Here is a 20,316-nt window from a genome sequence, read left to right on the forward strand (position 1 = left end):
CGGTCCGATCAGGCCGGGGTCACCCTCAGCCAGACGAACTGCAGCGGAGCGAGACGGAAGCCCTCGCGCAGGTCGACCGCGATCTCGGTGACCAGGTCGACCGCCTCCGCGGCGAACCCGCCGAACCGCTCGGCCGCGACCTCCTGGACCTCGTCCGACACGTTCGCGAGCACGAGCACCGACTCCCCGTCGCCGGGGCGCTGGTAGCCGAGCACGTGGTCGTTGACCGGGTCGAAGACGCTCAGCTCGGTGCCCGCAAACATCGGCGCGGCCTTGCGCACGGCGATGAGGTGCAGCAGCCCGCCGAAGACCTCGCTCGCGGCAGTCCCCGGGACCTCGCGCTCGTCGTAGCGCTCCGCGGGGCGGCGGGGCCGGTTCACCCAGCGCGAGTCGCCGGCCGTCGTCGGGTCGTCGAGGTAGCCGTAGTCGTTGAGCTGGCCGACCTCGTCGCCGAGGTAGAGCAGCGGCAGCCCGCCGGTGCTCAGGGCGATCGAGTGCGCGAGCAGCACGCGGTCGATCCCGTAGGCGTCGCCCGCCTCCACTCCGGCGAGGGACGCGGTGGTGCCCGAGACGCGGCGGTCGCCGGTGCGCGGATTCTCCTGGAACGGCACTCCGCGGGCGAAGGTGCCGTCGAACCGGTCCGTGTAGAAGTCGTTGAGGAAGCGCCGGTGACCGGCCGCGTCGATCCCGAGCTCGGCGGCGTCCTCGTCGGCGAAGGTCCAGCCGATGTCGTCGTGCCCGCGCACGTAGTTGACCCAGGCCGTGCCCTCGGGGAGGGCGTGCCGGCGCTCGAGGGCCTGTGAGAGGAGACGGACGTCGCGCGTGGCGAGCGCCTCCCAGGTGAGCGCCATCTGCAGCGGGTTGTACGAGAGCTGGCACTCCTCGACGTCGATGTACTCGATCACCTCGTCGGGGTGCACGATCGCCTCGGACTTGAACAGCAGCGCCGGAGCGGCCAGGCGGCAGACCTCGTTGAACGCGCGCAGCAGGAGGTGCGCCTGCGGCTGCGACTCGCAGGTGGTGCCGAGCTCCTTCCAGATGAACGCGACCGCGTCCATCCTCAGGGCGTCGATCCCCTGGTTGGCGAGGAAGAGCATCTCTCCCGCCATCGCCCGGAACACCTCGGGGTTGGAGTAGTTGAGGTCCCACTGGTAGCGGTGGAACGTGGCCCAGACCCAGCGCCCGTCCTCCAGCTGCACGAAGGAGCCGGGATGGTCGTCCGGGAAGATCTCGCGCGTCGTGCGCTCGAAGGCGTCGGGCTGCTCCCGGTCCGGGTAGATCCAGTAGTAGTCCTCGAAGCGCTGCTCGCCGGCCAGCGCGCGCTGCGCCCACTCGTGCTCGTTCGAGGTGTGGTTGAAGACGAAGTCGACCACGAGTGCGATGCCCTGCTCGCGCAGCTCGGAGGCCAGCCCGCGGAGCTGCTCCATGTCGCCGAGGTCCGGGCGCACGCGCCGGTAGCTCGAGACCGCGTAGCCCCCGTCCGACTCCCCCTCGGGCGCATCGAAGAGCGGCATCAGGTGCAGGTAGTTCAGGCCGATCTCGCGGAAGTACGGGATCTCGGCGCGCAGCCCCTCGAGGTCGCCCGCGTAGCGGTCGACGTAGCAGACCCCGCCCAGAGCCTTGTTCGAGAGGAACCAGGTCGGGTGCTGCTCGCGGGCGCGGTCGAGCGCGCGGAGCTCCTCGGGCCGCTCCTCCCAGGAGGCGGCGGCGAGCTCGACGATCGCGACGAGCTGGTCCTCGAGGTCGTCGCGGCCGGCGTACACCGTGGCGAGCAGATCGACCAGGCGCGGGAGGTGCTCGTCGAGGCGGCCGGAGAACTCGTCGTCGACGGCGCCGAGGCGCTCGCGGACCGTCGTCAGGAGGTCCGGTCCGGCAGGGGTCGCCTCCGCCTCGGCGCGCTCGGGCGGGGAGAGCTGGGTCGAATCGAACACCGTCGTCCTTTCGGGGGCCCCGGCGGGGGCGGATTCCCCGATGCTAGACGATCGGCGGGCGCCCGGCGAACGCCATCCGGAGCACCGTGCGGGCCGAGAGGACGCGCCGGCCGCCCGGATCCGAGCGCCATCCCTCCCGCCAGCCGGCGAACCAGGCGCGCAGGGCGGCCGGGTCGCGACGCCAGCGGAGGCACTGGATCGCGGTCCAGGACCCCACGTAGACGAGCGCCAGAGGTGCGGCGAGGTTGCGGCGGGCGAGCCAGACGCGGTTGCGCGCGTTCAGCCGGTAGTAGTCGGCGTGACGGGTCGGCTGGATGACCGGGTGCTGGGCGACGAGCTCTCCCGCGTACCAGGCGGTGCGACCCGTGTCCCAGACCCGCCAGGCCAGCTCGATGCCCTCGTGGGCGTAGAAGAACGGAGCCGCCCAGCCGCCCGTCCGGGCGAACACGTCGCGCCGCAGCACGACCGCTCCCTCCCAGACCGAGAAGACGGGGCCGGAGCGGCGGGGGTCGCCCTTGAGGATCCGCGGGATCCAGCGCCGCGGGCTCGGCGTGCCGTCCGTGCTGTCGACGCGGGGCTGCACCAGGCCGATGCGGCGGTTCGAGGCGAGCAGCGCGATCGCGTCGACGAGGAAGCGGGGAGACGGGATCCGGGCGTCGTCGTCGAGGAAGAAGAGGTACTCCCCCGCGACGGCGTCGACTCCGGCGTTCCGGCCCGCGGGGATGCCGAGGTTCTCGGGCAGCGCCAGGGCGCGCACTCCCTCGGGCAGGCCGTCGGGCTCCCAGCCGTTGCCGACGCAGACGACGTCCAGCTCGACGCCCTCCTGCGCGAGGACGCCGGCCAGCCCCGCGGCGAGGTCGTCGGGCCGGGTCCCCTGCGTCAGGACGACGACGCCGACCCGCGGCTCAGGAGCGGACACGCTTGGACGCCATGATCGCGACGAAGTGGCCGACCAGGGCGAGGAGGGCGAGCGGCAGCAGCGCCCCGACGAGGACCCGGTCGGCCGTGCCCGCTCCGACGACGAGGCCCACGAGGGCGGTCGCGAAGGCCAGCATCGTCAGCTCGACGGAGTGGTAGAGGCGGTGGAAGGGCAGGAAGCGGGCCGCGCGGCGAAGCCCCGCCAGCCCGGACGAGGACGGCACCGCCTCGCCCTTCGTGTCGGCCAGCTTCGTGAGACCGGCGTTCGCGCGCGCCACGTGCACCATGTCGTTGAGCGCCTTGTTGAGGACGATCACCAGGGCCAGGGCGAAGCCGATCGTGGTCCAGAGGAAGTCCGCCGGCGCCTCGAACGGGACGCCCGCCGCTCGCAGCCCGAGCGCGATCGGGATCAGCGCCTCGGTCGTGTAGTGCCCGACCTTGTCGAGGAACACGCCCGCCGGCGAGGACGTGCGGCGCCAGCGCGCGACCTCGCCGTCGCAGCAGTCCACCAGCATCTGCAGCTGGCCGAGGAGCAGCGCCAGCGCCGCTCCGGCGATCCCCGGGATCAGGAGGGCTGCCGCCGCGCTCCAGCCGACCAGGATCATCAGCCCGGTGACGCCGTTCGCCGAGATCGAGGTCTTCAGCAGCAGCCAGGTCAGGTAGGGCGAGAAGCGGCGCAGGTAGAGGGACGCCGTCCAGTGCTCGGCGTTGCGGCGCCCGCGCACCTCCGGGGGCTGCGCGACGGCGCGCAGCTCGGCGATGGAGCGGGGTCTCGTCGTCGTGGTCATGCGCCCCTCGGCGAGTCGGACCGCGGCTGGTGGCGGTGGGCGGAGATGTTGCTGGTCAGCCCGGCGAAGCCGAGCACGAAGCCGGTCCCCCAGGCCACGTGGACCGCCGGGATGACCACGGCGAACCACAGCATCGCACGCGCGCCGTCCGGCCGCGCGACCACGAGAGTGGCCGCCGCCACCAGGAGGAGGTAGGCGGCGGGCACCGCGAACCCGAGCAGGAGCCAGGGCGCGGCTCCGGCGAGCACCTGGACGACTCCCGCCAGCCCGACGAGCAGCCCGATCGCGAGCATCGCGACGAGCACGGGCGGAGCGAAGTAGCGCAGCGACCGCGAGGCCGGGAACATCCGGGTGAGCTCGCCCCGCCACATCCCCGTCGAGAGGAACTGCCGGAGCAGCGCGCGCATCGAGGGCCGCGGCCGGTAGGTGACGGTGAGGCGCGGAGTGAACCAGACGACCTCGCCGCGCTCGCGCAGCCGCCGGTTGAGCTCCCAGTCCTGCCCGCGCTTGAAGCGCTCGTCGAACAGGCCGGCGCGCTCGAGGGCGGAGCGGCGGAAGACGCCGAGGTACACCGTGTCGGCCGGGCCCTCCTCGCCTCCCACGTGGTGGGGCGTGCCGCCCAGCCCGATGCGGGAGCCGTAGGCCCGGGCGACTGCGCGCTGGAACGGGGTGAGGCCCTCCGCCGCCATCACTCCGCCGACGTTCGCCGCTCCGGAGCGCTGCAGCGCCTCGACCGCCGTGCGCGCGTACTCGGGCGGCAGGACGGAGTGCGCGTCGACCCGGACGACGACCGGGTGGCGCGATGCGCGGATCGCGGCGTTGAGGCCCGCAGGAGTGGAGCCGACCTCGTTCGGCACGACGCGGATCCGCGGGTCGGCCGCGCTCAGCTCGGCGACGAGCTGCTCCGTGCCGTCGATGCTCGGGGCGACGGCGAGGACGACGTCGAAGGGGCCGGTGTAGTCCTGGTGCAGCAGCGAGTCGACCGCGGCGCGCACGTGGGCGACCTCGTTGAGGACGGGCATGACGTAGGAGACGCCGGGCAGGTCGGAGAGGTCGTCTTCCGGGATCTCGTGCTGCATGGGTCCAGTTCGTGCGGGAGGAGCGCGGGCGCAGGGATCCACCACCCTACCAGCGGAGACCGCCCCGCCCCGGGGCCGGCCCGGACGCGGAACAGCCCCCCGGGGGACGGATCCTCGAGGGGCTGTGCGCGGTGGCGGAGCACAGCCCCCCGGGGACGGATCCTCGAGGGGCTGTGCGCGGCGGCGGGGGTCAGCCGGCGGCCATCTGGCCGAGCGTCGCCTTCGCCTGGTAGCTCTGGCCGTTGCGGACGTAGGTCAGCTCGACCGCGGCGTTCGCGGCCTGCGCGCGGACCTGCGCGGTGAGGTCGGACGCGCTCGTGATCGGAGTGCTGTCGATCGCGGTGATGATGTCGCCCTTGGCGAGACCGGCCGCCTGCGCGGCACCGCCTCCGGAGACCTCCTCGATGCGGGCGCCGAGGACGTCCGCGGTCGAGTCGGAGACGCTCGCGCCGAGCAGGCCGTGCGAGGCGGAGCCGTTCGCGATGATCTCCTTCGCGATGCGCTCCGCGATCGCGCTGGGGATCGCGAAGCCGACTCCGATGTTGCCGGACTGGCCGCTCGAGGAGGACTGGCCGGCGCTCGCGATCGCGACGTTCACGCCGATCAGCTCGCCGTCGCTGTCGAGCAGCGCGCCGCCGGAGTTGCCCGGGTTGATCGCCGCGTCGGTCTGGATGACGGGCAGCGAGATGGTGCTCTTCGCCTGGGTCGGCGCCTGCTGGCCAGGGATGTCGAAGTTGAACGGGCTCTCGGTGCCGCCGCTCGAACTGTCGCCCGAATCGTCCGGAGCAGCCGAGGAGGCGACCTGGATGCTGCGGTTGAGCGCGCTGACGATGCCGTCGGTCACGGTGCCGGAGAGGCCGAGCGGGGCGCCGATGGCGACCGCCGTGTCGCCGACGTTGATCTTGGTGGAGTCCGCGAACGTCATCGGGCTGAGGTCGGACGCGCCGGTCAGCTTGATCACGGCGAGGTCGAGGGTCGGGTCGGTGCCGACGACGGTCGCGTCGAAGATCCGGCCGTCGCTGGTCGTGACCGAGACGGTGCCGTTCGCGATCTCGCCGTCGAGGGTGACCACGTGGGTGTTGGTCAGGACGTAGCCGTCCTTCGAGAGCACGATGCCGGAGCCGGTGCCGGCGGACGAGCTGCCGCTCACCGCGATGGTGACGACGCTCGGAGTGGCCTTGGCGGCGACCGCGGTGGCGGTCGTCGCGTCCTCGGCGTTGTTGACCGTGATCGTCTGCGAGCCGCCGGCGGAGACCACGCGGGTCCCGCCGCCGTTGGAGGCGGACCAGAGGCCGAACACGCCGGCTCCCGCGACTCCGCCCACGACCGCGCCGATGGCGAGCGCCGCGACGACGCCCACTCCGGCTCGGCGCTTCGTGGCGGTGGGGGCGGGGGTGTACTCGGCGCCCGGGCCGAAGGGGCTCGAGGAGGGCGGCTCCTCGGAGCCGTGCAGGGTGTTCGCAGCGGGCGGCGCGTACTGCCCGTAGCGGGCGGGCTGGGAGACGGGCTGCGCCTCGTTGCCGGCCGTCGCGTTCGGCGTGTACGGCGGCTGGGGGGCCGAGGAGGAGGGGTAGGGGACGGTCGGGTTCTCGCTCTCGCGGTGCTCTCCGCCCCGGTGGATCGGCTCGGTGGGCCCGGTGGTCGAGGACGACGCTCCGGAGCTCTCGCCGGGGGTGCGCTCGGTCGCCTCTCGGGCGCCGGACTCCGTCGGCGTGGTGGGTTCCTCCGGCTGACGAGGACCCTCGTGACTCTCGGTCATGGGTGCTGCTCCTTCCAAGCGGGGATAGCTTGGCGATCGTACCTGGGGGTTTCTTATGACGGGCCTGCGAGCGGGAAATGAAACCGGCCGGGCTGCTCGAGCGGGCACACTGGGCACGTGAGCATTCCCGGATCCTGGTCCCGCGCCGCGGCGGGCGCCGGCCTCCTCGGCCCCGGCGGCGAGGTCGCCGCCACCGTCTTCAGCGAGATGAGCGCGCTCGCCCTGCGCACCGGAGCGGTGAACCTCGGCCAGGGCTTCCCGGACGAGGACGGCCCGCGCGAGATCCTCGACGCCGCGCGCGACGCCATCGCGTCCGGGCTCAACCAGTACCCGCCGGGTCCCGGCTTCCCCGTCCTGCGCGAGGCGATCGCCGCGCACCGGCTGCGCTTCTCCGGGATCGCCCTCGACCCCGACGGCGAGGTCCTCGTCACCACGGGCGCCACCGAGGCCCTGGCCGCGGCTCTGCTGGGCCTGCTCGAGCCGGGCGACGAGGTCGTCACCTTCACGCCCCACTACGACGCCTACGGAGCCCTGATCGCCCTCGCCGGAGGGGTGCACCGCACCGTGCTCCTGCGCGGCCCCTCCTTCGCGGTCGACCACGACGAGCTGACCGCCGCGGTGAGCGACCGCACGCGCGTCATCCTGGTGAACGACCCGCACAACCCGACCGGTGCCGTCCTCCCGGCCGAGACCCGCGAGCTGATCGTGCGGCTCGCCGAGCGGCACGACGCCGTGATCCTGACGGACGAGGTCTACGAGCACCTGCGCTTCGACACCCCGCACGTCCCGCTGGCCTCCCTTCCCGGAGCCTTCGAGCGGACGCTCTCCGTCTCCTCGGCGGGCAAGACCTTCAGCACCACGGGCTGGAAGATCGGCTGGGTCACGGGCCCGCGCGAGCTGATCACGGCCGTCCTCGCCGTGAAGCAGTTCCTCACCTACGTCAGCGGCTCGCCGTTCCAGGGGGCCGTCGCCCTCGGGCTCGGGCTCCCGGACGCCTTCTTCACCGGCGCGGCGCAGACTCTTGCGGCCAAGAAGGACCTGCTGTCGACGGGCCTGGCTGCTGCGGGCTTCGGCGTCGCGCCCTCCTCGGGCGGCTACTTCGTCGTCGCGGACGCGGCACCGCTCGGCTACGACGACGGGGTCGCGCTCTGCCGGGCGCTCCCGGAGCTCGCGGGAGTGGTGGCGGTGCCCGTGACGGCGTTCTGCCGCCCCGAGGACGCCGCTCCCTACCGCTCGCTCGTCCGCTTCGCCTTCTGCAAGCGGTTCGAGGTGCTGGAGACCGCGGTCGCGGGCCTCGCGGGCATGGCGCGCTGAGGACCCCGCGGCACCGGATGCGGCCGGATCCGCGCCGCCGGGCCGGTGGCGGCGGTCAGAGCGGCAGCACCCGGAAGCGCCGCAGCGCCAGAGCGGGGTTCTTCGCGCGCGCCGCGTCGATCCGCTCGCGCGAGACCCAGGCGACGGCGACGTCCTCGACCTCGCCGAGGGTGGCGGTCTCGACGCCCATCGGATCGACGATCATGCTCGTGCCGACCCCGATCGGCGGAGCCTGGTCGGCTGCGACGAGGTACACCGTGTTCTCGAGCGCGCGAGCGGTGACCAGCGTCCGCCAGTGCGCCTCCTTGAGCGGGCCGCGCACCCACTCGGCCGGTGCCGCGATGACGTCGACCCCGGCGTCGACCAGCCAGCGGCTGACCTCGGGGAAGCGCAGGTCGTAGCAGGTCTGCAGCCCGACGACGAGGCCGCCGACCTCGAAGGTCTCGGGTGCGGCGATCTCCCCCGCGGCGACCCACTCCGACTCGGTCTGACCGAAGGCGTCGTACAGGTGCAGCTTGCGGTAGCGGGCCACGAGCGCGCCCTCGGGGTCGAGCGCGACGAGCGTGTTCGCGATGCGGCGTCCGTCCACCGCCTCGACCATGCCCGCCACGAGATGGATCCGGAGCTCGCGCGCGAGGGCCGCGAGAGCCGTGACGAACGGGCCGTCGAGCGCCTCGCCCGCCGCGACCAGCTCGGGCCCGAGCGGATCGCTGAAGGCGGAGCTGTACTCCGGCAGCACCACCATGCTCGCGCCGCGCTCGGCGGCGATCCGGGCCAGGCGCCCGATCGTCGCGAGGTTCGCCTCCCGGTCCGTCGAGGGGGCGAACTGCGCCACGGCCATGCCGACGGCGCCGGTCATCAGCTCGGCGGGTAGAGGAAGAGGGCGACCTGGGAGGCCGGGATGGTGCGCTTGTGGTACGCGTGGTCGTTGCCCCAGTTGTACTCCTCGAGCGAGACCGTGCCGTCGGAGTTGACGGCCTGCACGTAGGCGACGTGGTTGCCGGTGAACCAGGCGACCGCGCCGGGGACGGGCGTGCTGCTGGTCACCCAGCCGTGGGACGCCCACTGGCCGGCCCACGCGTAGGCGCTGCCACCGCCCGGGGTCATGTTGCCCCAGGTCCACTTGAAGGGTGCGCTCGTCGAGCCCTGGTCGCGGTTGATCCGCCAGGCGACGAAGTCGACGCACTCGCGGTAGTAGTACCGCAGCGGCGAGAGGCCGCCGCCCTGGTCGTCGGTGAGCTGGTCGCGCCAGGGGTAGTCGTCGCCCTCCTCGCGGGGCGTGACCGAGGTGCTGGTGCCGCCGCTGCCCGCGGCGGCGCCGTCCGCGCCGGTCGTGCCTGCCGCGGCCTGCGCCTCCTGGGCGAGGCGGGCGGTCTCGGCGTCGCGGGCGGCCTGCTCGGCAGCGGCGAGCGCGCGCGCCTGGGCGGCCGCCTCGTCGAGCTGGGCCTGGGTCGGTGCGGTGAAGGAGTCGCGGATGACCTGCTCCTGGACCGCGGTCGGCGCGACGGTGAGCTTCTGGTTGCCGAGCGCCTGCACGCGGGCGGCGGCCTCGACGGTGGCCTGCGAATCGGGTGCCGGGTCGAAGGAGTAGGCGGGGAGCGCGGAGACCGCCACGAGGCCCGCGATAGCGGCGAGGGCGACCGTGCTGACGGTCGCGCGGAAGACACGGCCCCGGCGGCGCCGCACGGGGCGGACGGGCGTGAGGACCGGAGTGGTGACGCGTGCTGCGGGCAGCGCGTGCGGCGCCTGCCGCGGGCTCCGCCGGGTCGGGCGGTCGCCGAGCCCCTCGTTCGAGCCGTCGTCCCCGCGTTCGTCCCTCACAGCAGCACCCCTCGCATCGGGGTCGAGCCTAACGTGCGGGCCGGTCCGGCACACGCGCCGGCGCGGAGCGTCGGGAGGCCGGTCCGCGGATGCGGGTCGCGCGAGCCCGGCACGAAGTCGGCGGCGGCGCCGAGCGGATCCGACGGTGACGCGGACGGGCGACCGGAGTAGCGTCCGGAGCGGAGCGGGCGCGACGGTGCGGCCGCGGGACGGAGGACGGCGATGATCCGGAGCGAGAGGGCCTTCAGCGGCTTCAGCGTGGACGACGTGGAGGCGGCGCGGGCCTTCTACGGCGGAGTGCTCGGGCTCGAGGTCGAGCTGAACGCGATGGGGATCCTCGACATCCGGCTGCCGGGCGGAGGCCGCGCGATCGCGTACCCGAAGCCGGACCACGAACCGGCGTCGTTCACGATCCTGAACTTCTCGGTGGAGGACGTCGACGCGGCGGTCGCCGAGCTGCACGCGGCAGGCGTCACCACGGCGATCTACGACGACCCGTCGCTGCCGACCGATGCGGACGGAGTGATGCGCGGCCACGGGCCGACGATCTGCTGGTTCCGCGATCCGGCGGGCAACGTGCTGAGCGTGATCGAGGGCGACTAGGTCTCGGCCCGAACACCGTCAGCCGCGGGCAGCACGTCTGCGACCCCCGTAAACGACGAAAGCCGGCCCTTCTCAGGACCGGCTTTCGCTTTCTTGTTGCGGGGGCAGGATTTGAACCTACGACCTCTGGGTTATGAGCCCAGCGAGCTACCGAACTGCTCCACCCCGCGGCACAAGAAGAGACATTACACGCGTTCCGGCGCCGGTGCAAATCGACGCGGCGGTGGGAGCGGGCTCCGGTCTCAGGCGGGCTTGGCGGCGCGCAGCACGGCGCTCCCGTCCACGCTCAGCCCGACCGCCGTCAGGGCGGCTGCGAGCTCGGACGAGGTGCGCGACCAGGTGCGGACGTCGGCGCCGACGGGAGCGGATGACGACGGGGCGACGAGCACCGCGCCGCCGGGGGCGACGAACCACTCCACCAGCCGCGCCCACTCCTCCAGGTCGGGGAGCCACGAGACGACGCCGGCGCTGCAGAGCACGACGTCGAACGAGTCGGGCTCCGGCAGCATGTGCCGCAGCTCGTAGAGGTTCGCGCAGACGAAGCGGGCGGAGCCGGCGAGGTCCCTGTCCGCGGCGGCGGCGCGTGCTCGGCGCACCGCGGGCATCGAGAAGTCGACGCCCACCACGCGGGCGCCGCGCTCGGCGAGCTCGAGCGCGTCGAGCCCGCCGCCCGAGCCGAGCTGGAGGATCCTCGGCCCGGGGTCGAGGAGCGCCGCGGTGACGAGCTCCGGGTGGAGCGCACCCTCGCCGGTGCGCTCCTCCCAGTACGTGCGGTTCAGCTCGAGCCACTCCCCCGAGCGGAGATGCTCGCCGCGGTCGACCTGCACCATGCGGGCTACTGGCCGCCCTCGGCCTGCAGCGCCCGCGAGAGCGCCTCGGTCAGCTGCTCGTCCGCCGCCGCGAAGGCGGTGAGGTCGCCCGCCTTGAGGGCGTTCTCACGAGCCGTGAGGGCGTCCCGCGCGTCGTTCAGCGCCTGCTGCAGCGCCGTCTGGTCGCCCGTGGTCGGCGTGGAGCCGGTGCCGCCGGTCGTGCCGCCCGCGTCGCCTCCGGTGTCGCCGCCCGAGGTGCCGGTTCCGGCGTCCGGAGTCGTCGGCGTGCCGGTGTCGCCCGCGTCGGCTCCCGAGTCGCCGCCGAAGAGGCTGTCGAGGGCCGCGTCGAGGGTGTCCTCGAAGGCGATGTCGTCACCGAACGCGACCAGCACCTTCTGCAGGAGCGGGAAGCTCGTGTCTCCGTTGGAGCGCACGTAGATCGGCTGGACGTAGAGCAGGCCGCCGCCGACCGGCAGCGTGAGCAGGTTGCCCCTCGTGACGGTGGTGTCGCCGCGGGAGAGGATGTTCAGCTCGTTCGCGACCGTCGGGTCGGTGGTGAACGCGTTCTGCACCTGGCCGGGGCCGGGCACCGTGTCGTCCTTCGGCAGCTCGAGCAGGCGGAGCGTGCCGTAGCCGTCGGCCACGGAGCCCGCCGTCGAGCCGGCGTCGGAGTCGGCCACGAGGTAGCCGGTCAGCACGTTGCGGCTGGCCTGCGCGCCCTGGACGCTCGCCGGGATGTACGTCGAGTAGAGCGAGTACGACGGCACGTCCTGGTCCGGCGTCTGCAGCGTCAGGTAGTACGGAGGCTGCAGGCTGGTGCCGGTCGCGGCGGCCGTGGTCGCGGCTCCGCTGGTCGGGTCGTTCGGCGTCGCCCAGGCGTCCTCGCGGGAGTAGAAGGAGCCCGCGTCGGTGACGTGGTAGGTGCCGAGGACCGCGCGCTGGACCTTGAAGAGGTCCTCCGGGTACCGGACGTGGCTGAGCAGCTCACCCGACATGTCGCTCACGGGCTTCACCGTGGTCGGGAAGATCTTCTGCCAGGTCTGCAGGATCGGGTCCTCGGTGTCCCACGCGTAGAGCGTGACGCTGCCGTCGTACGCGTCGACGGTCGCCTTCACCGAGTTGCGGATGTAGTTGACGTCGTCGGTCGGGAACTGCTGCTGCGTGTTCGTGTCGGCGATCGCCTGCGAGAGGCTCTGCACCTCCGAGTACGGGTAGTCGGCCGAGGTGGTGTACCCGTCGACGACCCACTTCACGCGGCCGTCGACGACGGTCGGGTAGGCGTCGGAGTCGAGCTTGAGGTACGGCGCGACCTTCTGGACGCGCTGCACGGGATCGCGGTCGTAGAGGATCTGCGAGTCGTCGTTCACACCGTCCGAGAGGAAGATCTGCTCGGACTGGAACTTGATCGCGTAGACGAGCTTCTTGAAGACGTTGTCGAGAGCGGGGCCGCCCTCGCCGTCGAAGGTCGTGTAGGTCTGCTGCGCGCCGTCGGTGCCCGAGGGGTAGTCGAGCTCGATGTCGCGCGAGTCGTTGCCGCCCACGATCGAGTACGGCGGGGAGTTCTCGCCGAAGTAGATCCGCGGCTCGTAGTCGCCGAGGTCGCCCGTCGTCGGGACGCCGGACTCGATGAACACCGGCTCGCCGTCGGCCGAGCGCTGGTTGCCGTACGCGGCGACCAGGCCGTAGCCGTGGGTGTAGACGAGCGTCTGGTTGTACCAGGTCTGGTTGGTGCCGAGGCCGTTGAGGTTCAGCTCGCGGACGCCGACCACGGCGTCCTGCGTCGATCCGTCGATGGAGTAGCGGTCGACGTCGAGCGCGTTCTGCGTGTCGCCGAACTTGTAGTACTGGCGGAACTGCTGCAGCTGCGAGAACGCGTCGGTGACGACGGCGGGGTCGAGGATGCGGATGTTCGCGGTGGTCTCGGCGTCCGAGCGCAGGGCGCCCGGCTCCGCGTCCGTGGTCGCGTCGTAGGGGATGACGTCGACGTCGCTGACGCCGTAGGCCTGGCGGGTCATGTCGATGTTGTTCTGGATGAAGGGCTGCTCGAGCGTGCGCTCGTTGGGCTCGACCTGGAACTTCTGCACGATCCACGGGTAGAGGGAGCCGACGAGCAGGCTCGACACGATCAGCAGCGCGGTGCCGATGACCGGGAAGCGCCAGCGGCCGATGAAGGCGGTGACGACGAAGAGGATCGCGACCAGCGCCGCGATGCCGGCCAGGATCTGCAGGCCCGGGATGGTCGCGTTGACGGTGGAGTAGGTGGCGCCGGTGATGCGCGGCCCCTGCTGCGCGAGCGTCGCGTACTGGTCGAGCCAGAGGCTGACCGCCTGCACGGCGAGGTAGAGGGCGGCGATGACCGCCAGCTGGATGCGCGAGGCCTTCGAGATGCGGATCTCGCGGCCGTTCACCCGGATCGCTCCGTAGAGGTAGCCGGTGGCGAGGGTCGCGAACGCCGAGATCAGCAGGACCGCCGACGCGAAGCCGACGATGCTCTGGTAGAAGGGCAGCTCGAAGAGGTAGAACGACGTGTCGAGGCCGAACTGCGGATCCGTGGTGCCCGAGGGCGTGCGGTTCCAGAAGGTGAGGCTCGTCTGCCAGCGGGTGGCGGAGGAGACGCCGGCGAAGAGGCCGAGCACCGCGGGGATCCCGAAGGTGGCCAGGCGCCGCAGCGGCTCCACGACCTGCTGGTAGCGGTCGATCTGCGAGTTGAGCTTCGCGTAGACCGGCCGGAGGCGGTACGCCAGCATCAGGCTGATGAACACCGGCACGGCCATGGCGACGAAGCCGATGACGAAGAGCCCGCCCGCGGCCGCCCACTGCGTCGTGAGCACGGAGAGGAAGCCGAGCTGGTCGTACCAGAGGATGTCGGTGTACAGACCGGCGAAGACGAAGAACGCCACCACCAGGACGGCCACCACCACGACAGTGACGGCGAGGACGCTCCGTCTCTTCCGCGGCGGGGTTTCGGTTGCTGTGGAACTCACGTGAGGGCCTCTTGCTGTCGAGATGTGAGGGGAGGCCACCCATGCTATGCGACGGCTGTCCGGCTCACCTGGGCGTCGACCCGGGGTCGGCGGGCGGGATCAGTCGAGGGGAGCGGCGGTGCTGCAGTCCGGCAGCCCGGAGGTGTCGCCCGCGGCGATGCCCTTCAGTGCGGCGAGGGCGTCGTCGAGGGTCGAGACCGCGAGCACGTCGAGCCCGTCGGGGACGTGGCCGACGACCTCGTTGCAGTTGCTGCTGGGCGCGAGGAAGTACTCCGCCCCGGCGCCCTTCGCGCCGTAGAGCTTCTGGCGGATGCCGCCGATGGCGCCGACCTCGCCGGCCGCGTCGATCGTGCCGGTCCCGGCGACGCTCCGCCCGCCGTTGAGCTCGCCCTCGGTGAGCTTGTCGATGATCCCGAGGGCGAACATCATGCCCGCGCTCGGCCCGCCCACGTCGTCCAGCTGGATGTCGACCTCGAACGGGAAGTCGAAGGCCGCTCCGGGGAGGACGCCGATGACGGCGGCGCCGTTCGAGTCGCGCGGCGTGACCTCCACCTCCTGCCGGGCGCCCTCGCGCTCGATGCTGACCTGCACCGGGGAGCCGGTGCCGAGGGTCTGCAGGGTCGCGCGCAGGGCGGTCGCGTCGGCGACGGGGGTGCCCGCGACCGCGAGGATCTCGTCCCCCGCCTCCAGGACGCCCTCGGCCGGAGAGCCCTCGGGCACCTGCACGACCGAGACGCGCTGCTCGACGGGGTAGCCGAGCTCGGTGAGCGCGGCGGCGATCGCCTCCTGCTGGGAGTCGGTCATCTCGGCCTGGTTCGCCTCGTCGCGCTCCTCGACCGTGGAGGAGGGAGGGAAGATCGCGTCGACCGGGACGACCGCCTTGGTCCTGTCGAACCAGGCGCTCGCGACCTCGACCCAGGTGGGCAGGCTCTGCGGGTTGCCGACGACCGACACGGTGAGCATGTCGAGCGTGCCGGCCGTGGGATAGGTGGTGCGGTCCGGGATCGAGATGAGGGGCACGTCCTTGCTGCTGCCCAGGGTGTCGAACACGGGGCCGGGCTGCTCGATCACGTAGGGGGCGGGCGCGACGCCCAGACCGACCACGACGGCGACACCCGAGAGGAGGACGACCGGTCCGACCCATGGGCGGCGCGAGGAGGAGGAGGGGCGCGGGTCGTCGGAGAACAGCGACACGGGGGCCTTTCTGGCAACGGGTGGGGCGGCTCCGCCGGGATGTTCGCGGCGGGCGGAAGCGGGCTGGGCCCGAGCGGTGCTCTGCACGCCGAGGCCCCGGGCGCTCGGGCTAACGTAGCTTGCACGACTGGGAGTCGCGCCGGAACCGGCGCCCTGTGCAGGGCCGCGGAGGCGGTGCGGCGACCGGATTCAGGTGAGCGACGGAGGGCTGATCCCGATGGCCGATGGCGACAGTGCGGACCGAGCGGGCGGCGGCTCCGAGGATGAGTTCCGGGAGATGCTGCGGCAGTTCCTCTCGGGGAACGGCCCGGTCGACCCCTCGCAGCTCGCCGGAGCGGCAGGCCTGCCCAACGACCCGGTGGCCCTGCAGAACCTGCTCTCGCAGCTGCAGAGCGCGATGCAGCAGAACGGCGACGGCGGCGTCAACTGGACGCTCTCGCTCGAGCAGGCGAAGCAGCTCGCGCGCGCCGAGTCCGCGCCGGTGTCCGACTCCGTGCGGGCTCCGATCGACGCGGCCTTCGGCGTCGCCGCGCTCTGGCTCGACGAGGTCGCGTACGTCTCCGAGCTGAGCCGCACGCCGCGCTCGATCAGCCGCCTCGAGTGGATCTCCCTGACGATGCCGGTCTGGACCCAGCTCGCCGAGCCGGTGGCGCTGAGCATCTCGGACGCGCTGACCCGCGTGCTCCGAGAGCAGGCCCCGGAGGAGATGCAGGCGATGATCGCCGGTGCCGAGGGCATGATGCGCGGGATCGGCGGCACCCTGTTCGCCCTGCAGCTGGGCCAGGTCGTCGGGCAGCTCGCCGCCGAGGTCGTCTCGGGCGGCGACATCGGCATCCCGCTGCTGGAGGAGAACGACGCGGCGATCCTGCCGCAGAACGTCGCCGCGTTCGGCGAGGGCCTCGACATCCCGCTGGACCAGGTGCAGCTGTACCTTGCGGTCCGCGAGCTCGCGCACGCCCGCCTCTTCCGGCACGGAAAATGGCTCCGTCTCGCCCTCATCTCGCAGATCACCGACTTCGCGCGCGGGATCAGCATCGACACCACCCGCCTCGAGGAGCTGGCCGAGGGCTTCGACCCGTCGAACCCCGAGGAGCTCCGCGACGCGATGACCTCCGGCGCGCTCATCCCGCCGAAGACGGAGGAGCAGCTCGCCGCGCACGGCCGCCTCGAGACCGTCCTCGCCCTCATCGAGGGGTGGGTCGACGTCGTCACCGCGGCGGCGACCACGCGCCTGCCCAGCGCCGGGGCGATCGCCGAGACGGTCCGCCGCCGCCGCGCCTCCGGCGGGCCGGCCGAATCCGCCTTCGCCACCCTCGTCGGCCTGGAGCTGCGCCCGCGCCGCCTCCGCGAGGCCGCCGCGATGTGGCAGGCCGTGACCGACGCCGTCGGGCCCGAGGCCCGCGACTCCCTCTGGTCGCACCCCGACCTGCTCCCCGGCTCGGAGGACCTGGACGACCCGAGCGCGCTCGTCGCCCGGCTCACGGCCGAGGCCCGCGGCGAGACCCCGGAGCCCGACGAGATGGACCGCGCGCTGGAGGACCTGCTGAACGGCACGATGCCGCGCGAGGGCGACGGCGCCTCCGGAGACGCTCCGGACACGACCGACGACGCCGGCTCGCCGGACGACGACGACCGCGGCTCCTCCCCCACGGGCGACCGCCCCGTCTGACCCCCGTCCGGCGCCCGCCTGTGGACAACTCGCGCGGCGCCGGGCAGGTCTCGGCCATGATCGCCGGATGGTGCTCCGGCTCGATCCCCGACTCCCCCTGCTCTGGCGCTCCGCGACCGCGGTGCAGCTCGGCCTCGACCGGCCGCACGCGGTCCTGGACGGCGTCGGCTACCCGGAGGAGCTGCTGCTCGACGCCCTCCGCGTGGGCACCAGCGCCGGCACCGTCCGCCTGATCGCGGCGCGCGCCGGAGCGAGCGAGGCGCGGGTCGACGAGGTGCTCGAGGCGCTCCGGCCGGTCCTGCTGCGCAGCGTCGAGCCCGGCCCTCCCCCGGCACCGCGGGTCGTCGTCGAGGGGACGGGCGCGGCACCGGACGCACTGCGCACGCTGCTCCGGAGCGAGGGCTGCTCGCTGCTCGCCGACGACGGGACGCCGGACCTCGCCGTGCTGATCGCCGACTTCGCGGTCGCCCCCGCCCGCGCCGCGCACTGGCTCGCGGCCGATGTGCCGCACCTGGCGGTGGTGTTCGGCGACGAATCGGTGCGCCTCGGACCCCTGGTGGAGCCGGGGTCCGGACCGTGCCTGCACTGCGCCGAGCGGGACCGGATGGACCTCGACCCGGATCGCGCGCGCCTCGTGATCCAGGTGCTCGGCCGCTCAGCCCCCACCCGCACGCCGCTCGCGAGCGCGGCGATCGCCGTGGCGGCCGCCGACGCCGTGCTGCGGCGGCTGCTCGCGGGCTGGCGAGGGCTCCGCGCGGCCGAGCGGGTCTACAGCGACGCCTCCGGAGCGTTCACCGTGCGGGAGCGGGAGCCGCACCCCGAGTGCGCGTGCCGAGCTCTTCGAGGAAGCGCGACGGCTCCCTCCGCGTGACGCGGCCGACCGTCGAGCGCGCCCACGAGAGGCGCAGGCGCCGACGGGCCCGGGTGATGCCGACGTAGAGGAGGCGCCGCTCCTCGTCGATCGCCTCGAGGCCGGCGGCGTACGAGATCGGCAGCAGGCCCTCGGCGAGCCCCATCAGGTGCACCGACTCCCACTCGAGGCCCTTCGCCGAGTGCAGCGTGGCGAGGGTGACCGCGCCGCGGTCCGGCTCGTGGTGCACCTGCTGGCGTGCGATCAGGTCGTCGGTGAACTGCCGGAAGGTCCATCCGGCAGGGGCCTCGTCGACGAGGCGGGCCAGCGTGTCCAGCGACTCCCACCGGTCGCGCACCGCACCGGGCGCCGACGGGGGCTCGGCGCTCCAGCCGAGCGAGCGGAGGACGTCGCTCACCGACTTGAACAGCGGCTCGCCGCTGATCGACACGGACGCCGCGCGCAGCTGCATCACGGCCTGCTTGACCTCGGGGAGATCGAAGAAGCGCTTGCCGCCGCGCATGTGCGCGCTCACTCCCCGCTCGTGCAGGGCGTGCTCGATGACCGCCGACTGGCTGTTGGTGCGGAAGAGGACCGCGATGTCGGAGGGGCGCACCCCCGCCTCGATGTCGGCCGCGACCCGCGCCGCGATCCCGCGCCCCTCCGCTATGTCGTCCGGGTAGGCGTCGATCGCGGGCTCCGGCGCCTCGGCGGCGGCGACGGCGTGGAGCGAGAGGGCCCCGGGCCTGCCCCGCATGAGGCGGTTCGCGGTCTGCACGATCGGCACGGCCGAGCGGTAGTTCTCCTCCAGGCGCACCACGGTGGCGGCCGGCCAGCGGGACGGGAAGTCGAGGAGGTAGTCGGCCCGCGCACCCGCGAAGGAGTAGATGGTCTGGCTGGCGTCGCCGACGACGCAGAGGTCGCTCCGGTCGCCGAGCCAGAGCTCCAGGAGCCGCTGCTGCAGCGGCGAGACGTCCTGGTACTCGTCGACGACGAAGAAGCGGTACTGCTCGCGCACCTGCATCGCCATCGCGGGCTCGGACTCGAGCATCCCGGCGGTCACGAGCAGGACGTCCTCGAAGTCGATCTGGCGGCGCTGGTCCTTCAGCCCCTCGTACTCGTCCACGAGCGCGACCGTCTGCTCCAGGGTGAGCCGTCCGGGCAGGGGGCGCGTGCGGGCGGCGACGGCGTACTGCTCGAGCGAGAGGGCGGACACCTTCCGCCACTCGATCTCGGCCGAGAGGTCGCGGAGCGTCGCCGTGTCGAGCTTCAGGCGGAGCCGCTCGGCCGCGTGCCCGAGCAGGCGCGCCTTGCCGTCGAGCAGCTGGGGCATCGTGCCCCCCACCAGCTGCGGCCAGAAGTAGCCGAGCTGCGAGAGGGCGGCGGCGTGGAAGGTGCGGGCCTGGACGCCGCCGGCGCCGAGCACCCGCAGGCGCGAGCGCAGCTCGGCCGCGGCGCGGCTGGTGAAGGTCAGGGCCATGACGCGACCGGGCGTGTAGACGCCGGTCGCCACTCCGTGCGCGATGCGGTGCGTGATCGTCCGCGTCTTGCCGGTGCCCGCTCCCGCGAGGACGCAGACCGGCCCCAGCAGCGCCTCCGCAGCCTCGCGCTGCCCTTCGTCGAGTCCGTCGAGCAGGGTCACGCGATCGGGCCGTTCTCCAGCTCGCCTCCGTACCAGTCCTCGATCATCGCGCGGGCGATGGACGAGCGGCCGGGCAGCAGCACGGACTCGAGCGAGTCGTGCAGCTGCTGCCGGGTGAACCAGCGCAGCTCGACGATCTCCTCGCCGTCCGGGAGCAGATCCTCCGGGGACTGGTCCTCGGCGAGGCGGGCGGTGAAGCCGACCATGAGGGAGGCGGGGAAGGGCCAGGGCTGCGAGCCGAGGTACTGCGGGTCGACGACGCGCATGCCCGACTCCTCGCCGATCTCGCGGATCACCGCGGCCTCGAGCGACTCGCCCGGCTCGACGAAGCCGGCGAGCAGGGAGAAGCGGCCGGTGCCCCACATCGCGTTCGAGCCGAGGAGGAGGCGGTCGTCCGCGTCGAGGACGCAGACGATGATCGCCGGATCCGTGCGCGGGAAGACCTGGCTGCCGTCGGTGGGCGAGCGGCGGACCCAGCCGCCCTGCTCGACCACGGTCGGGTCGCCGTTGCGGGGCGAGTAGCCGTGCGAGGCGTGCCAGTTCGCGATGGCGAGGGCCTCGGTGAACAGGCCCGCGTCGCGGTCGCTCAGGCGCTCGGCGATCGGGCGCAGGCCGCTCCACCGCTCCTCGTCGGGCTCGAGCTCGGCGGCGGCCGCGTCGGTGAGGACGGTCGCGATGACGGGGGTTCCGACCGGCTCGCCGGGGGCCTCGGCGAGCGTGCGGCCGAGGTAGATCCGGAGGGTGCCGGCGGTCACGTCCTCGGGGCGGCGCAGGAGGAGGCGGTCGGCCTCGACCAGGGTCCGGTCGTGGTGCAGGACGAGCACGCGGGTGGCGGGATCGGCGAGCAGCTCGTCGAAGAGCGCGGGCCGCGAGCGTCCGACGCCGTCGCGGTCGGCCGCCTGTCGCGAGAGCGGGAGGCGATCGGCGAAGGGCAGTGACATCCGGGGCTCATTTC

The 20,316-nt window shown here is 73.1% G+C and carries 16 protein-coding genes and 1 tRNA gene; 4 read left to right on the forward strand and 13 right to left on the reverse strand.

Annotation, left to right across the window (positions count from 1 at the left end):
- Positions 1 to 8: 8 nt before the first annotated feature.
- The 5 genes from C5C59_RS02705 to C5C59_RS02725 all read right to left on the reverse strand — a co-directional run bounded on the left by C5C59_RS02705 (position 9) and on the right by C5C59_RS02725 (position 6,475).
- Entirely contained in the window at positions 9 to 1,859 is a 1,851-nt protein-coding gene (locus C5C59_RS02705) for an amylosucrase (protein WP_104238190.1), read from the reverse strand.
- A gap of 115 nt (positions 1,860 to 1,974) precedes the next feature.
- Positions 1,975 to 2,850 carry a glycosyltransferase family 2 protein gene (locus tag C5C59_RS02710; RefSeq protein WP_104226957.1) on the reverse strand — a complete coding sequence of 292 codons (876 nt, stop codon included), beginning with the start codon at positions 2,848 to 2,850 and terminating at the stop codon, positions 1,975 to 1,977.
- Positions 2,837 to 3,637, reverse strand: a complete 801-nt coding sequence (locus C5C59_RS02715) for a CDP-alcohol phosphatidyltransferase family protein (RefSeq protein ID WP_104223579.1) — start codon at positions 3,635 to 3,637, stop codon at positions 2,837 to 2,839. The genes C5C59_RS02710 and C5C59_RS02715 overlap by 14 nt, the downstream gene beginning before the upstream one ends.
- Positions 3,634 to 4,716: a glycosyltransferase family 2 protein gene (locus tag C5C59_RS02720; protein ID WP_181067779.1), complete on the reverse strand. Its 1,083-nt coding sequence runs from the start codon at positions 4,714 to 4,716 to the stop codon at positions 3,634 to 3,636. Before C5C59_RS02720 ends, C5C59_RS02715 begins: the two co-directional genes overlap by 4 nt.
- Positions 4,717 to 4,906: 190 nt before the next feature.
- Positions 4,907 to 6,475, reverse strand: a complete 1,569-nt coding sequence (locus tag C5C59_RS02725) for a S1C family serine protease (RefSeq protein WP_104238176.1) — start codon at positions 6,473 to 6,475, stop codon at positions 4,907 to 4,909.
- A gap of 117 nt (positions 6,476 to 6,592) precedes the next feature.
- On the opposite strand from C5C59_RS02725, the gene C5C59_RS02730 reads away from it, so the two are divergent.
- Positions 6,593 to 7,789 (forward strand): aminotransferase class I/II-fold pyridoxal phosphate-dependent enzyme, encoded by a 1,197-nt coding sequence (locus C5C59_RS02730; protein ID WP_104238177.1) that lies wholly within the window; start codon positions 6,593 to 6,595, stop codon positions 7,787 to 7,789.
- Between the two features lie 55 nt (positions 7,790 to 7,844).
- Here C5C59_RS02730 and C5C59_RS02735 read toward each other — a convergent pair whose 3' ends face one another.
- Positions 7,845 to 8,648, reverse strand: a complete 804-nt coding sequence (locus C5C59_RS02735; protein WP_104238178.1) for a carbon-nitrogen hydrolase family protein — start codon at positions 8,646 to 8,648, stop codon at positions 7,845 to 7,847.
- Positions 8,648 to 9,610 (reverse strand): CHAP domain-containing protein, encoded by a 963-nt coding sequence (locus tag C5C59_RS02740; protein WP_146082816.1) that lies wholly within the window; start codon positions 9,608 to 9,610, stop codon positions 8,648 to 8,650. Before C5C59_RS02740 ends, C5C59_RS02735 begins: the two co-directional genes overlap by 1 nt.
- Before the next feature lie 222 nt (positions 9,611 to 9,832).
- On the opposite strand from C5C59_RS02740, the gene C5C59_RS02745 reads away from it, so the two are divergent.
- Entirely contained in the window at positions 9,833 to 10,213 is a 381-nt protein-coding gene (locus C5C59_RS02745; RefSeq protein ID WP_104226951.1) for a VOC family protein, read from the forward strand.
- Positions 10,214 to 10,309: 96 nt separating this feature from the next.
- Here C5C59_RS02745 and C5C59_RS02750 read toward each other — a convergent pair.
- From C5C59_RS02750 to C5C59_RS02765, 4 genes are all read right to left on the reverse strand, one after another.
- Positions 10,310 to 10,383, reverse strand: a tRNA-Met gene (locus tag C5C59_RS02750).
- A 72-nt stretch (positions 10,384 to 10,455) separates the two neighbouring features.
- Positions 10,456 to 11,043: a bifunctional 2-polyprenyl-6-hydroxyphenol methylase/3-demethylubiquinol 3-O-methyltransferase UbiG gene (locus tag C5C59_RS02755; RefSeq protein ID WP_104238180.1), complete on the reverse strand. Its 588-nt coding sequence runs from the start codon at positions 11,041 to 11,043 to the stop codon at positions 10,456 to 10,458.
- A gap of 5 nt (positions 11,044 to 11,048) precedes the next feature.
- A complete protein-coding gene (locus C5C59_RS02760; protein WP_181134808.1) occupies positions 11,049 to 14,006 on the reverse strand; it encodes a UPF0182 family protein in 2,958 nt (985 codons plus the stop codon).
- Between the two features lie 99 nt (positions 14,007 to 14,105).
- A complete protein-coding gene (locus tag C5C59_RS02765; protein ID WP_104238181.1) occupies positions 14,106 to 15,200 on the reverse strand; it encodes a PDZ domain-containing protein in 1,095 nt (364 codons plus the stop codon).
- 217 nt (positions 15,201 to 15,417) lie between these two features.
- Between C5C59_RS02765 and C5C59_RS02770 the strand changes: the two genes are divergently transcribed.
- Positions 15,418 to 16,869, forward strand: a complete 1,452-nt coding sequence (locus C5C59_RS02770; protein ID WP_104238192.1) for a zinc-dependent metalloprotease — start codon at positions 15,418 to 15,420, stop codon at positions 16,867 to 16,869.
- Positions 16,870 to 16,936: 67 nt separating this feature from the next.
- Positions 16,937 to 17,740: a hypothetical protein gene (locus C5C59_RS02775; protein WP_104224835.1), complete on the forward strand. Its 804-nt coding sequence runs from the start codon at positions 16,937 to 16,939 to the stop codon at positions 17,738 to 17,740.
- Here the strand turns inward: C5C59_RS02775 and C5C59_RS02780 are convergent.
- Positions 17,661 to 19,361, reverse strand: coding sequence for an ATP-dependent helicase (locus tag C5C59_RS02780; RefSeq protein WP_104238182.1), 1,701 nt, complete (start codon positions 19,359 to 19,361; stop codon positions 17,661 to 17,663). The two genes, C5C59_RS02775 and C5C59_RS02780, sit on opposite strands and share 80 nt — an antisense overlap.
- Entirely contained in the window at positions 19,358 to 20,302 is a 945-nt protein-coding gene (gene nudC / locus C5C59_RS02785) for an NAD(+) diphosphatase (RefSeq protein ID WP_104233180.1), read from the reverse strand. The genes C5C59_RS02780 and nudC overlap by 4 nt, the downstream gene beginning before the upstream one ends.
- Positions 20,303 to 20,316 lie beyond the last annotated feature (14 nt).

The sequence above is a fragment of the Rathayibacter sp. AY1F4 genome (assembly GCF_002931775.1).
Lineage (GTDB): Bacteria > Actinomycetota > Actinomycetes > Actinomycetales > Microbacteriaceae > Rathayibacter.

Bases quoted from the DNA above. Each gene is read 5' to 3' on its own strand.
- C5C59_RS02715 (WP_104223579.1), bottom strand. From the start codon at position 3,637: ATGACCACGACGACGAGACCCCGCTCCATCGCCGAGCTGCGCGCCGTC.
- C5C59_RS02720 (WP_181067779.1), bottom strand. From the start codon at position 4,716: ATGCAGCACGAGATCCCGGAAGACGACCTCTCCGACCTGCCCGGCGTC.
- C5C59_RS02725 (WP_104238176.1), bottom strand. From the start codon at position 6,475: ATGACCGAGAGTCACGAGGGTCCTCGTCAGCCGGAGGAACCCACCACG.
- C5C59_RS02735 (WP_104238178.1), bottom strand. From the start codon at position 8,648: ATGACCGGCGCCGTCGGCATGGCCGTGGCGCAGTTCGCCCCCTCGACG.
- C5C59_RS02745 (WP_104226951.1), top strand. From the start codon at position 9,833: ATGATCCGGAGCGAGAGGGCCTTCAGCGGCTTCAGCGTGGACGACGTG.
- C5C59_RS02755 (WP_104238180.1), bottom strand. From the start codon at position 11,043: ATGGTGCAGGTCGACCGCGGCGAGCATCTCCGCTCGGGGGAGTGGCTC.
- C5C59_RS02770 (WP_104238192.1), top strand. From the start codon at position 15,418: ATGGCCGATGGCGACAGTGCGGACCGAGCGGGCGGCGGCTCCGAGGAT.
- C5C59_RS02775 (WP_104224835.1), top strand. From the start codon at position 16,937: ATGGTGCTCCGGCTCGATCCCCGACTCCCCCTGCTCTGGCGCTCCGCG.
- nudC (WP_104233180.1), bottom strand. From the start codon at position 20,302: ATGTCACTGCCCTTCGCCGATCGCCTCCCGCTCTCGCGACAGGCGGCC.